The sequence below is a fragment of the Novosphingobium sp. SG919 genome, from assembly GCF_012932495.1.
Lineage (GTDB): Bacteria > Pseudomonadota > Alphaproteobacteria > Sphingomonadales > Sphingomonadaceae > Novosphingobium > Novosphingobium rhizosphaerae.
This window is the reverse complement of sequence record NZ_JABCNG010000002.1, coordinates 441,256-455,041: the sequence shown is the minus strand read 5'-3', so window position 1 is coordinate 455,041 and position 13,786 is coordinate 441,256. Positions and strand designations below refer to the sequence as shown.

The window sequence follows — 13,786 nt, the reverse complement described above, 5'->3', positions numbered from 1 at the left end:
ACGGGTCAATTCACGATGATCGCACCCCGATAGGTACCTGGCCGGATCGGCACGGTCTTGCCATCGATCTGCATGACCGCCTTGCCGCGCGTGGATTCCAGTCGCGCGCCTGGCGCGAGTGTCAGCGCGCGCAAGTACGATGGCCCCGTCACCGTCCAGTGCGAGGTGGCATCGAGGATGACCTCCACGCCCGCGCTGCCCGCAACGAACCCCGCCGTGTTCGTCACCCGGCCGATTTCCCGATAGGTCACGGCCGTGGGTTCCTTGCCCAGCGCCGGGGCAGTGGTCGATGTCGCGATCTGCCCGGCAAGCCTGGCGTTTTCAAAGTGCAGGATCATCGCGCTGTTCCTGGACCGCGCGTTGAAGAAGTTGCCCGCCAGGCTCGTGTTGCGAAACGTGGCCACCACATCGGGGCTGGGTGCAGGCCCCTTCTTGTCGGCCTCGGCAACGCCGGGCGGCGGCGCGGCCATGCCGGCGGGAATTTCGCCGCGCATGATCGCCTTCATGAACGGATCGTCGTTATCCATCGATTGCAGGATTACGCCATTGCCGGCCTGGACCGTGGCACCATCCACCAGCACCGTGGTGCCGATACCCTTGACCTCGATCGCGGTTTCCCGCGCGCGCAGATGGCTGCCCTTGTCGATCCGCAGGCTGCCGCCACCCTCGCCAGAATGCATCATCACGCCAAAGCGACCGCTTTCCACCAGCGTTCCGTCGGTAAACGTCACGCTGCCCTGCGCGGCCATGATGCAGCCGACATCGGCCGCGCGCACGATCGAATGCGCGAACGTGTCGATGCTGTCGCCGATCGAATAGCAGCCATAGCCGCTGTCCACCGTCTCGATCAGGCTGTCGTTGACGTACATCCGCACGCGCACGCTGTCATCGGTGGAGACGGCCCCCCACCCCTGGGCGCGGATGTGCGAACGGTTGTAAAAGACCGTGCCGTTGCCCACCAGGTTGGTGGCGCGGACATTGCCGGAAAGCCCCAGCATCCATGGCACTTCCATCATCTTGCCCATGTCGACAGTGAACTTGTAGTCGGGCGGCAGCGTGCCGTTGCGCACCTCGATCTCGGCGTCGTTGACATGGACAGTGGCATTGCCGCCCACGAACACTGCCGTGCGGATGGCGCCGGTGGTGCGGATGATCGGGCGGTCGATGGTCACATCGGCATTGTCGGTGGCCACGATCCCCGCGCCATATCCGGCAAAATCGTTGCCGCCGTTGCCGGTGAATTCGATGACCGGATGGTCGATGCGATAGGCACCCGTGCCGGCCACGACGATGCCGTTGAAACGTTCCCCGTGCGAGGTGATCGCGGCATTGGCCAGCACGCCATCGCTGGCCGTCGCCTGTGGCGAAAGCGCCGCGGTGACAGACTTGGCCGGCACCAGCACGCCGTTCTCGACATAGGCTGCGGCGCGGAAGTGGTGCAGCATGACCTTGTGGTAATCGACCGGGATGTCGTCGGTCACGGTCAGCGCCACGTTGCCGGTGTAATGGCCGGGCGCAAGCGGCATTTCCACGCCATCGACTGTCAGGGTCAGCAGCTTGCCCGCGGGCGCCGCCGGGACGGACTGCGGCGCGATTACAAGATCGCTGGTGGTGATGGAGGCAGCCACGATAGCCGGCGCGGTTTCGGCAAGAGCGGTTCCGCCGGCCAAGGCCAGCAGGGAAGCGCCGAGCAGCGAAGGGATCTTTGCATAACGGTGCATGGATGGTTTCCTATGGGCTGGAAGCGAGAGTTTTACGGGCGCACGACGATGAGCGTGCCGCCCGAAGGCAGCGGGCGAGAGCCGGCCGCGAGCGCGGGATCGGCGCTGATGGCCGTGACGGTGACCGAGCCGGGTGCATCGATCGCCGCCACGGCCGCCGGCGATGCCAGCGTGATGGTGGACGCGGCGCTGGCCCGCCAATGGCTGGCGGCATCGGCTGCAAACACCACATGATTGAGCGCACCTTCCAGCCGTGCGCCCTCGAGCGACAGAGTCAGCGTGCGGTCGGGATCGCTGTTGCTGACCGATCCAGCCTGCGTGGTCTGGCGCAGGACAAGCCGCACGCCGGGCACTCTGGCGCCGTCCGTCCGGGTAGCATTGGCGTCATCGTTCTTGCGCATGTCCAGCAATTGGCCGCTCGCGCTGCGCAAGCTGCCGCCGGCAACGGTGATCGTGGCGTTGGCGCTCTTGACCAGAATTGCCGGGCCAGCGCTGGCCAGCGTCGTGCCTGTCAGGTTGAGCAGCGCCACTTCCTGCGGATTGCCCATCACCGAATGGATCATCACCCCGTTGCGGCCAGCCGTACCGGTCACGCCATTCATGTCGATCTGCGCGGCGCCGGCGATGATTCCGGCTTCTGCGCCGCTTTCCACCCTGGTGCGGTTCAGCACGACATGGGCGCCGAAATCGGCATAGGCGGCATAGCCTCGGCGTTTGACCCGCAGCACGCAGTCGTTTGCTTCGACATAGAGGTGATCGCCCGCGGCGTCGGTCGACAGCGCGCCCCAGCCATCCGCCTCGATCGTCGTGCGGTAGAAATATGCGCGCGCGTTGCTCATCGCCAGCACGGTGCGCGCCGTGCCATCGAGGCCCAGGGGTGGCGGCGGCTCCATCATTCCCGGCCCGATGTGGCGGACATAGCCTGGCGGCAGCGGCCCGCCCGCTGCCACCAGGACCGAGTCATAGACCCGCAACGTCGCGCCTTCGGCCACGGCCAGCGCCGATGCCACCGCGCCCGCCGTGCGGATCGTGGCATGGTCGATCACCACAGCCGCGTTTTCGCGCACCAGGACACCGGCACCGATCGCGAGGAAATCGTTCTTGCCCTGGCCCTTGAGGTCTATCTGCGCACGGCGCAGCGTAAAGGCGCTGCGGCCGCCGCTGACGATCACGCCGTTGTAGCCATCGCGCGTCAGATGGAGTGAAAGCCCGGTGGAACCGCTGGCGTCGAGCCGTGGCCCTGCTTGGCCCTGCACCAAGACACCCTCGCGCACGGCGATGGCGCTCTGGTAGTGGGTATCGGCCATCTGGGGCATGGCCGGCGGTGGGCCGGGCGGCGGGGCACCGGCCGGTTGGGCAAGCGCCAGCAGTGGCCAGGCAATGGCCGGAACGGCCAGTGCGCGCGCGCCAACGCGCTGCACGAGCGAATGGGGGGAGACCATGAAATCCTGCCTTCCAAGGAACAGAGGGGAGGAAGAAGGCGGGCGCTGCCGCCAAAGCAGCGCGCGCAGCTGCCCGATCAAAAGCGCGCCGAAGCCGTCACGCCATAAGTCTTGGGAGCGGCGACAGTGACGTAGCCGACGAAATAGCCGGTCTTCACCGCCTTGTTGGTGATGTTCTTCATGTACGCGGTGAGGCTGTAGCGATCGTTGGCCGATCGCCAGGCGAGCGAAGCGTCGAGCGCACCATAGGCTTCCTGCGTGGCACCAGCGGTATTGTTGGGCGCAAGATATTGCCGCGTCACATAGCGGGCATCGGCCCGCGCGGTGAGCGAACCCGCGCCTGCCATGTCGAACACATGCTGATAGCCGCCCTTCACCGTCCAGCGCGGCGCGTGCGGCAGCCGCTCGCCCTTGAAGTTCACCGGGGTGAAGGGATCGGACGGGTGCAGGATCAGATCGCCCTCGATCCGCGAGGCGAGATAAGTGGCGCTCAGGTTGACCGTATCGGCCGCGCTCAACGCGGCCTGGGCATCCAGCTCCAGACCATAATTGCGCGCATCCACGTTATAGAACACCAGGTTGGGCCCGGTGGCGCCGATGAAGAAGTCCACCACCTGATAGTTCGAATAATCGTAGTAGAACCCGCTCAAATTGAACTGCAGCCGGTTGTCGAACAGGCGGTTCTTGAGACCGGCCTCATAGGCATGGAGCCGTTCGGGCAGGAAGGTCTTGCCATCGAATGGGCTCACCCCACCGGGGCGAAACGCGCTGGAGGCCGTAACATAGGCCAGCGAATGCGCGCCGACATCGTATTCCACGCCAGCGCGGTAATCGAAGAAGCTGTTGCTCAGTCGGCCACCCACGATGTTTCCGGCAGAATCCGTCCCGCTGGCGCGGCGCCGGTCCCAGGTCTCGCGCATGCCGCCCACAAGCCGCAGGCCCGGCGCCACAGGTACGGTAACCTGCCCAAATACCGCATTGGAAATGCCCCGGTTGTAGCTGTAGCCCGCGGTGCTTCCGTACGTGGCGTTGTCGAGCGAAAAGGTGAACTGGCTGTAGTCATAATGATAGAGGCCCACGATCCACTGCACCGGGGCGCCGGGTGCGGCGGCATAGCGCAGTTCGGCGCTGCCCTGGTCGATCTTGGCCGGGTCCTGGCCATATGTGCCGCGGCCGCCGAACACACCATTGTTCACGCCGTGGCCGTGCTGGTAGGCGGGAATGAACGTGACGGTGCCCGGTCCCACTTTCCAGTCGACCTGGCTCCACGCCTTGTAGCCAAAGTAATCCTGGCCACCGATGCTGGAATCGGCCGTGGTATAGGGTTTGCCGGCGTCAAAATTCGCCACCTCGACCGCGCCGCTGCCGTGGCCCTTGAGCCAGGCACCTTCGAAGCCGGTGAGGACCGAAACGTCGGCGCTTGGTTCCCAGAGCAACTTGGCGCGCACGCCGGCGCCTTTCTGGTCGCTGTGGCCGTTGTTGAGATAGCCATCGCGGGAAATGCCAGTGCCCGAAACGCGCAAGGCCACCGTATCGGCCAGCGGCAGGTTGATCATGGCCTCGCCGCGCACAAGGTCGTAATTGCCAGCGCCCACCGTGATGGCCATCGCGCGATCGCCCAGCTTGGGATTGGCGCTGATCATGTTGACCACGCCGGCCGTGGCGTTGCGGCCATACAGCGTGGACTGCGGCCCGCGCAGCACCTCGACGCGCTCCAGGTCATAGAAACCCAGCGTGTTGGATTCGGCGCGGATCGAATAGACGCCGTCGAAATTGGTCGAAACCGAACTTTCGCCCACGCCGGACGGCGTATCGGTGCCAAGGCCGCGAATGGCGATGACCTGCCCGCGCGCGGCGCCCTGCACCTCGACCCCCGCAACGCCCTTGAGAACTTCATCGGCAGCAGTCTGCGCCATGCGCGCCACGGCCTCGCCGCCCACGACCGAGATCGACATCGGGGTCTTTTGCAGCGTGGAAGCGGTTTTCTGCGCCGTCACGATGATATCGCCGAGCGAGACCTTGCCCTCGCCGCCATTGCTGTCGCTATCGCCCTGGGGCGGGGTAGCATCGGCCGCATGGGCTGGCGCGCAGACCACGGCCAGGCACAGTGCCGGCAAAGCGCGGGCGTAAATCGACTGTTTCATACATCCTCCCATTTTTTGATTTGAATGCAATACTTTCACCAGGCGGTGGCGCCTCCATCGACGGAGAAATCGGCACCCGTCACGTACCGGGCCTCGTCGCTGCCAAGCCAGATCGCGGCAAAGGCGATGTCCTGCGGTTCTCCCAGCATCGGCAGCATGTTCTTGGCGAGGATTTGCGCCTTGAGCGCCGGGTCGGCAGCCAAGTGGCGATCGGTTGCCGCCGTGCGGATGAAACCAGGCGAAATGGTGTTGGCCCGCACCCCGTGCGGCGCACCTTCCATGGCCAGTTGCCGCGTCATTGCCAGCACGCCGCCCTTGCCCGCGCAATGCGCCAGCGCGGCCGATCCCGGCAGCGCATGATAGGCATTGGCACTGGCAAAGTTGATCACGCTGGCCCGGCCGCTGGCCTTGAGCAAAGGCCAGGCAGCGCGGGTGGGCAGGAACACGATGTCCAGTTCGCACGCCAGAGTGCGCTTCCAATCCTGGTAGGAAAGCTCTTCGATCCAAGCGAACACGGCATAGGCCGCCGCGTTGACCAGAATATCGATCCGCCCATGCGTTTCCCCGATGCGGCCAAACAGCGCCGTAACCGCAGCTTCGTCGGTCAGATCGCAGGCGTGGTCACACCCGGCCTGGTCCACGCCAATGACAGTGGCGCCCTGGTCGGCGAACGCTGCGGCCACGCCCGCGCCGATGCCATTGGCCGCGCCAGTGACGACGGCCACTTTTCCCGCAAGCCGCTCAGCCATGGACGCCGACTTTCAGCCCGGCCTCGTCGATGTCGCCCACCCGGGCAATCCGGCTGGCACACAGCAGCAGGACCACCAGCCCCGCCACCGCACCGCCGGACATCACGGCAAAGGCGTTTTGCAGGCCGCCGGCATGGGTGGCGGCAAAAGTCACCACCACGGGGCTGAGGAACTGCCCCAGGGCAAAGGCGCTCTGCCACATGCCCGCGCCGCGACCGCGCACTTCAAAGGCCAGCAGGCTCATCGCCCAGACCAGCAAGGTCGGCAGCAGCAGGCCAGCGCCAAGCTGGTTGATGAAGCACCCCACCACGAAAGCGCCGGTCGTTTCCGCGCGGCCCATCAGCAGGAAACCGACCGCCAGAAAGCCGAATTCGATCACCAGTAGACGCTGCACCGGCCAGCGCCCGATGCGCGAATAGATGAATGTTCCCAACGGCACGCCGATGCTGGCGATCGAGGTCAGGAAGCCGGCGCGCGCCGGGTTGGTGACACCAAGCACGGCAAGGCCTGCCGAAGCCTGGATCTGCACGGTGTAGAAGAAGATCGCGCCATAGACGGTGATCGCAAGGATCAGCAGCATGCGTGCCCAGGGAAATCCGGCCCAGCCACGCGCCGGCGCCTGTCCGGCGGCTGCAGCGCCGCCGTCTTGCGCCGCTGCATCCTTGGGCTCCCACGTGAAGCAAAGGACCAGCGCCAGCATGAGCAGGGCCGAAAGATAGACCCAGAACGGCGTGCGCCAGCCGAAATTGCCCAATTGGCCGCCGATGTTGAAGAACAGCAGCGCCGATACCGAGGCGAACGCGGTTTGCGCCGCCAACCATTTGTCGCGCGCGGCACCGTGAAAGTAATCACCGATCATCGTGGTCGAGAGCACCATGATCAGCGCCTCGGCGATGCCCACGCCGATGCGACTGACCAGGATCGCCCCCAGGTCCCGCAGGAACACCGGTGCCACGCCCACGATCGCATAGATCACGAACGACGCAACCAGCAGGCGCCGCCGCCCGAACACATCGCCGAGCAAGCCTGCCAGAGTCGAAAACAGCGCAATGCACAGTGCCGGGATCGTCAAGATCATGGGCACCCAGTATTCATGTCCAGGCACGCCGGAAAATTCGGCCAGTATCCCCGGCAGGACCGGCGCCAGCAAGACGATCGCCATGGTCGAAAGCGTGATCGGCAACAGCAACGCTATTCCCGTCATCACGCCTGGATTTCTGTTCTGTCTCATCTGTGCTCCTTGGGGATCGCGCAAAGACGGGCGGCCGCGCGCCCACACCGGGCGGCCCTGGCCAAGCCTGCCACTTCAACATCAAGCAATGTCGGACGCCCCTTTGGCTGGGGGCGCCGCAAGGCGGGGCATGCGCAAACTGCGGCTTCGGCAATGGCCGAGTACCACTGCAATCGCTCCCACCTTTGGACGTGACGCTTTCGCGCGTCGCTGTTTCTCTCCCGATATGTAGTGTGCTGAATGACCGTGTTTGCGGGGATTCGACAAATTCAATTTGGCAATGGATGGCTATCGGAGAAATCGGATCGCGGCTTTGCAATCCTTCCCAGTGATGTTACCGCTGCGGTCATGCAACGAAACATGTCATCATGAACGGGCGGCGCGCTACGGGTGCCGACGTCGCCCGCGTGGCGGGTGTCTCCAAATCCGCCGTGTCGCGCGCGTTCACCGGCGGCTTGGTGTCTGAAGACGCGCGGCAGCGCATCCTCGAGGCGGCGCGGCTGCTGCGCTACCGTCCCAATGCCAATGCCCGCTCGCTGATCACCAGCCGGTCGCGCTTGCTGGGGCTGGCGATCACCAGCCTCGACAACCAGTTCTATCCAGCGCTGGTGGAACAGCTCCATGAACGTGCAGCGGCAGCCGGCTACCGCATCGTGCTGTTCATCACCCATGGCCAGGCGAGCCTCGACCCGGTTCTGGACGAACTGCTGCGCTACCAGCTCGACGGCGTGATCTTTGCCTCGTCCAGCCTTGCCACGCTCGCCGCGCGCGAATGCCTTGCGGCAGGACTGCCGGTGGTCATGCTCAACAACATCGATCCCGAAGAACGCATTCCCGGCGTCTGCGCCGACAACGCCCATGGCGCACGCGCCATTGCGGCCTATCTGCTTGGGCAGGGACGGCGCCGGCTGGGCCTGATCAGTGGCCTGGCGGAAAGCTCGGCCGGATCCGAACGCGCGCTGCATTTCAAGGATGCGGTGGCTGAACATGCCGAAGCGCGCTTGCTCCAGGCCTGTGGCGAATTCACCGCCGAGGGGACCTATCGCGCGGTGCGCGACCTGCTGGACCGGCCCGATCCTGCCGATGCGCTGTTCTGCGTGACCGACTTCATGGGTCTGTTCGCGGTCCAGGCGGTGCGGGACCTGGGCCTGGTTCCAGGCCGCGAAGTGGCGGTGTTCGGGTTTGACGATGCCCCGGCGGCCGGCTGGCAAGCGTTCGAACTGGCTACTTATGCCGCGCCCTTGGAAGCGATGGTCGATCGCACGCTCAGCGTCCTGATCGACCAGATTGAAGAGGGCAACACCGTCACCGGCGTTGAACGCCTCAAAGGCGAACTGGTCCTGCGTGCCAGCGGCGGGACGCACCGCACCTGAAACCCCGTGCGATCCCGTTGCCAATGACGATCAGAACTCCGACCAGTTTTCGGCCACAGCCAGGTTCGTGGCCACTGGCCGTTGCACGGGCACAGGCACGGGCATGGGCGCGGGCGCGATGACGCGATCGCTTGCCAGCATGGCTGCCGGTTTGGGCGCTGCGATGGGGGCGGCGGCTGTCCGGGAAATGTGGAATCCCTGAACAAGCTGAGACAGCCGGGCCGATTGATCGGCCAATTGCCGTGCGGCCGCGTTGCTCTGTTCCACCATCGCCGCATTTTGCTGGGTCATGCGGTCCATTTCGCCGGCAGTGGCGCTGACACGCTCCAATGAATTGGACTGGCTGGCCGCTGTTTCGGCGATCGCGATGACCGATGTCGCGATCTGGTCGATGCTGTCGACGATGGCGGCAAGCGCGTCACCGGTCGCGCCGACCAGGCCCACGCCATCGCGCACCTGCTCGGTGCTGGCATTGATCAACGTGCGGATCTGGGTTGCCGCGTCCGCAGACCGCTGGGCCAGTGCCCGCACTTCGGTGGCGACCACGGCAAAGCCCTTGCCACTTTCGCCTGCGCGCGCCGCTTCCACGCCGGCGTTCAGCGCCAGCAGATTGGTCTGGAAGGCAATCCCGTCGATGACCGAGATGATCTGGGCAATCTCGTCCGAAGAATTCTGGATGCCGGTCATGGCCGCTACTGCCTTGGCCACGACGGTGCCCCCTTGCCGCGCCTCCACCTGAACATCGCGCACGTTCTGCGCAACGGCTTGCGCGGCCGCGGCGTTGCGCTGCACCGTCTGCGTCACTTCGGCAATGCCCGATGTGCTTTGCTCGAGCGCCGCGGCCTGCTGCTCGGTACGCGCCGAAAGATCATCGGATGCAGAACGGATTTCTGCAGAGCCGTTGAGGATATCGGCAGCGGAATGGGCCACGCCATGGAACGCGGCATCGAGCGCTTCAGCCGCGCTGTTGAAGTTGTCGCGCAGCTTGCCGTATTCTCCGGGCAAGGTCTCATCGACGCGCGCCGTCAGGTCGTTGGCGGCCAATCGCCGAAGGGCGCCAGCCATCGCCGAAACGACGCGCTGCTGGATCGCCGCGTCCTCGCGCAGGACCACCGCCTGCTGTCGAAACATGGCCATGGCCCGCGTCAGACGCCCGACGCAATCCTGATAGGCGGTAAAGCTGACCGGTGAATCCAGGTCACCGGCGGCCAGCGCTTCCATGCGCAAGACCGTGGCGACATAGGGATCGCAGATGGTCTTGCCAGCCCAGGCAAGCATGGCCACCGATGCGAGAGATAGCGTCAGGATGATCAGCGTAACGGCGTGGCTAGTCACGATATCTTCGACCACGACGATGACGACGGCAACGGTCGCCACCGCCAGGATCGCCTGCATCGCCACGAGAAAGCGAAATTTGGTGCGGATCGGGGCAATTTCCCTGAACCAGGACAGCATGGGCCACTCCGATATCCAGCCGCGCCCAACACGCAGCACAACAGACTCACACGAATGCAGGCACCTTAGCGCGCGGTCCGTTAGCCTTGGTCTATAGCCGCCCTAGGTAGTTGGCCCCATTCCGCCGCACGTGCCGGGCGCGAATGGCGAGCGGGTTCTTTGCCCTTCCCCGCTTGCCTGTCGCGGCAAACCCCCGCCTAGGCTTCCCGGTCCCGCTCGGCTGGGTCTACCTGCACCGCATCTGCAAAGCGGCGCATCAGCCGGACCAGATCGGCAACATCTTGCTCTGGCCAATCGGCAAATATCGCGCGCGCCATGGCCTCGCGCGCCATGTCGATCTTGTCGGTCAGGGTTTTGCCCTGGGGAGTAATCGTTGCCTCGCGCACACGGCCGTCCGCCTGGCTAGCGCGGCGTTCAACCAAACCGAGGCTTTCGAGCTTGGTCACCTGGCGGCTTACCGTCGTGTAATCGCGCCCCACGCGGTCGGCCAGGTCGACAATGCCGATCGGCCCAAGCCGCTCGACCATCACCAGCAACGGAAACAGCGCGCGATCGAGCGCGATGCCCGCCTCGCGCACCATTGCCTCGTCGCGCTGGGGACGATTCATCACACTGACGATATCGATCAGCGCCCCGTGCAGCTCCCGCAGGAGAGCGGAATTAAGTGTATTATGCACTTTTAAGTTTGACTCCGATCAGCCACCCCGATATGTGTGCATAATACACACATGGAGTTTGCTATGACAAACGGTTTCGCGGCGGATGTGCTGATCTGCGGCGCAGGTGCCGCTGGGCTGACGCTGGCCATCGACCTGGCGCGGCGCGGCATCTCGTTTCGCCTGATCGACAAGCTGGAGGAACCGTTCCGCGGTTCGCGCGGCAAGGCGATCCAGCCCCGTACCCAGGAAGTTTTCCAAGACCTTGGCATTATCGATCGGATCCTTGCCCTGGGCGGCCCCTACCCCAGGCAGCGCGCGTACCAGCAAGACGGCAGCTTCATCGACTCCGACATGATGGAAGCAGGTTTGCCCACGTTCTCGGAACCGTACCCATTGCCGCTGATGATACCGCAGTTCCTGACCGAGCGCGTCATGCGCGAGCGGTTGGCTGAATTGGGCCACCAGCCGGTCTTCGGCTGCGAACTGACCGGCTTTACCCAGGACGATCATGGCGTGACCGCTCGCCTTGCGACAAAGGCAGGCGAGGAAACGTTGCGCACCCGCTGGCTCGTCGGCGCGGACGGCGGCCGCTCTTTCATTCGTCGCACACTCGACATCGGCTTCCCTGGCAAGACGCTTGGCGTGCGTGCGATCGTCGCCGACGTTGTCCTTACCGGCCTGTCGCGCGACGTATGGCACCGCTTTGGCCTGGATGATCGGCAACGCCAGATTTCTGCCTGCCCGCTGGCCGGAACCGATCTCTTCCAACTGCAAGGACCGGTCGCGATGGATGGCGAGGTGGATCTGTCTGCGCAGGGCTTGACGACGCTGCTGCGCGAGCGGTCCGCCCGGCACGATCTGCTGGTGCATTCGGTATCCTGGGCATCGGCTTACAAAATGAACGCGCGGCTCGCCGATCGCTATCGTGCCCAACGCACCTTCCTCGTCGGCGATGCCGCGCACACGCATCCGCCGACCGGCGGACAGGGGCTGAACACCAGCGTTCAGGATGCCTACAATCTCGGCTGGAAGCTGGACGCGGTCATTCACGGTGCTCCGCTTGCGCTGCTCGACACCTATGAAGCCGAACGCCGCCCCGTCGCACAAGCGATGCTTGGACTAGCAACCGGGTTGCTCTATGCGCTGAAAAGCGGCGAGATGCGCCGCGGGCGCAACGTGCACCAACTCGATCTTGGCTATCGGGAATCGCCGCTCGCCATGCCCACGCCCAGTCGATCGGGAGACCTGCAGGCCGGAGACCGCGCACCCGATGCTCTCGTTCGCGATGCGGCGGGCCAGCAGCACCGATTGTTCGATCTGTTCAAGGGGCCGCACTGGACGCTGCTTTGCTTTGGCACCGCCCCACTCGCGGCCAGGCCTGGCCTGCAAGTCCACGCAATCGGAAAACACGGTGCCTTTGCCGACGACGCCGGACAATTTCAGGCCGCCTATGGCGTCCATCCCGGCGACTGCGTTCTCGTCCGCCCGGACGGCTATATCGGCGCGATCATCATCGATCAGGCCACCACGCTCGATGCCTGCCTGGCACTGGCCGGGCTTGGCCCGACCTAGGCGGCGTGGACAAATTCCACAGCGCCACGGCTGGAGGCAAAAACCGCCAGTTCAAGGAGGCGAGGTGAAGCAATAGTGGGCCTATTGCTAGCCGAGCCGACGTGGAAATGGCGGTTTTTGGTCCAGCCCCGCAGGGGTTGCCCTGTAAAAGGCCCTGGCAGCGTTGCTCTGCCTTGAAAGAGGCCCGCTCTTCCTGCGGCTTCGCGCCTCGCCAGGGCCTTTTACAGGGCAACCGTGGCGTTGTGGAATTTGTCCACGCCGCCTAGGCTTCGGCCTTCCCCAGATATAACCGCACGGCAGCGATCATGGCCGGAATTGACCCAACCAATTCACCAATTTGCTCGCCAGGGCTATGCGCATGTCGGAAAAGCTGTGGTCGGTATCAAGCGTCTCGGCCTCCAGATGGACCGCACCTGCCTTGCGCGCGGCGACGGCTGCCGTTGCCGCCATGGCGCCAATCCCTCGCTTGGCGCCTATGAGCGCCAGCGGGCGCCCTGCCAGTGCGGGCATCGTCGCCACGAGATCCAACGCCGGGCCCGCGTGGGCCACCTCGTCCATGATCATGGCCTCGCTGGTGCCGGCCAACGGGGGCATGTCACCGCGCACTTCCCCCACCAGGAAAGCTTCGCGTTGCTTGGGATCGGAAAAACTGCGCCCGATCGCGGCAATATCGGCCGGATCGATCAGGAACACCCCAACAACTTTCGGATCATCTGCACCAACCCGCGCCGCAACGATGCCTCCAAGGCTATGCCCGGCAACCGCGATGCGAGATGGGTCGATGGCAAATTGCCGGACGACCTTGTCCGTTCGCAGATAGGCCAGCACATTGGCGGCATCGGCCTGGCAATGGGCAAACGAATAGCTGCCCGGGCTGCCCCATGATCCGCGGTAGTGAAACGTCAGCACGTTCCAGCCCGCCCGGCGCGCGGCTTGGGCCAGGTCAAGGTTCTGCTCGTTGCCGGGAAAACCATGCAGCAGCAGCAGCGTCGGATGGGGGCCAGCCCCTGCCGCCGTATACATCACCGCGTTCAGCGCACCATCGGCAGAAGGAATGACGAAAGCCGCCAGGCCGGCCGGGTGACGCGTGTCGACCGGCGGATCGGCGACCACTGCATCAGGCATCTGTGCCGCCAAGGCAGCGACGGGCAATGCCAGCAACAAAGGTAAAAGTGCCTGCCTCATCACGACCCCTTATGCAGAATTAGAAACGCATAGTGCGTGCTGGGCGGCCAGAACACAAGCGAGGCTGGTCCAGGCATTCAAGCGAGCGCGACGTGACCAAGGGCCAATCACCAAAGGACTGGCCCCCGTCCAGAGTACAAAAATGTTGCGGTGTACGCCCACTTCGCCTGAAATCGTTTATTGGGCTTGTGTCGATCGAGTGGGACATCTGCCTGGGCGCCACCTCCTGCACCGGTAGGTCAGGAATGGTCTAAA

General features: G+C 64.7%; 10 protein-coding genes. 2 read left to right on the top strand and 8 right to left on the bottom strand.

Going from position 1 to position 13,786, the window contains the following annotated elements; all coding sequences use genetic code 11:
* Positions 1–5: 5 nt before the first annotated feature.
* The 5 genes from FHT19_RS12055 to FHT19_RS12035 all read right to left on the bottom strand — a co-directional run bounded on the left by FHT19_RS12055 (position 6) and on the right by FHT19_RS12035 (position 7,287).
* Positions 6–1,721: a hypothetical protein gene (locus FHT19_RS12055; protein WP_169475305.1), complete on the bottom strand. Its 1,716-nt coding sequence runs from the start codon at positions 1,719–1,721 to the stop codon at positions 6–8.
* A 32-nt stretch (positions 1,722–1,753) separates the two neighbouring features.
* On the bottom strand, positions 1,754–3,163 hold the full coding sequence (locus tag FHT19_RS12050) for a hypothetical protein (protein ID WP_169475304.1): 1,410 nt from the start codon (positions 3,161–3,163) through the stop codon (positions 1,754–1,756).
* A 77-nt stretch (positions 3,164–3,240) separates the two neighbouring features.
* A complete protein-coding gene (locus tag FHT19_RS12045) occupies positions 3,241–5,307 on the bottom strand; it encodes a TonB-dependent receptor (protein ID WP_169475303.1) in 2,067 nt (688 codons plus the stop codon).
* A gap of 35 nt (positions 5,308–5,342) precedes the next feature.
* Positions 5,343–6,056: an SDR family NAD(P)-dependent oxidoreductase gene (locus FHT19_RS12040; RefSeq protein WP_168557367.1), complete on the bottom strand. Its 714-nt coding sequence runs from the start codon at positions 6,054–6,056 to the stop codon at positions 5,343–5,345.
* A complete protein-coding gene (locus FHT19_RS12035; protein ID WP_169475302.1) occupies positions 6,049–7,287 on the bottom strand; it encodes an MFS transporter in 1,239 nt (412 codons plus the stop codon). Before FHT19_RS12035 ends, FHT19_RS12040 begins: the two co-directional genes overlap by 8 nt.
* A 368-nt stretch (positions 7,288–7,655) precedes the next feature.
* On the opposite strand from FHT19_RS12035, the gene FHT19_RS12030 reads away from it, so the two are divergent.
* Positions 7,656–8,660 (top strand): LacI family DNA-binding transcriptional regulator, encoded by a 1,005-nt coding sequence (locus FHT19_RS12030; RefSeq protein ID WP_168557369.1) that lies wholly within the window; start codon positions 7,656–7,658, stop codon positions 8,658–8,660.
* A 30-nt stretch (positions 8,661–8,690) separates the two neighbouring features.
* Here the strand turns inward: FHT19_RS12030 and FHT19_RS12025 are convergent, their stop codons facing one another.
* The gene (locus tag FHT19_RS12025) at positions 8,691–10,115 is read right to left on the bottom strand and encodes a methyl-accepting chemotaxis protein (RefSeq protein ID WP_169475301.1); all 1,425 of its coding nucleotides are present in this window, start codon (positions 10,113–10,115) and stop codon (positions 8,691–8,693) included.
* 197 nt (positions 10,116–10,312) lie between these two features.
* A complete protein-coding gene (locus FHT19_RS12020) occupies positions 10,313–10,723 on the bottom strand; it encodes a MarR family winged helix-turn-helix transcriptional regulator (protein WP_169475300.1) in 411 nt (136 codons plus the stop codon).
* Between the two features lie 132 nt (positions 10,724–10,855).
* Here FHT19_RS12020 and FHT19_RS12015 point away from each other — a divergent pair, with 132 nt between their 5' ends.
* On the top strand, positions 10,856–12,346 hold the full coding sequence (locus FHT19_RS12015) for an FAD-dependent oxidoreductase (protein ID WP_169475299.1): 1,491 nt from the start codon (positions 10,856–10,858) through the stop codon (positions 12,344–12,346).
* Positions 12,347–12,649: 303 nt separating this feature from the next.
* On the opposite strand, the gene FHT19_RS12010 is transcribed toward FHT19_RS12015, so the two are convergent.
* Positions 12,650–13,471, bottom strand: coding sequence for an alpha/beta fold hydrolase (locus tag FHT19_RS12010; protein ID WP_248290429.1), 822 nt, complete (start codon positions 13,469–13,471; stop codon positions 12,650–12,652).
* Positions 13,472–13,786: the final 315 nt, after the last annotated feature.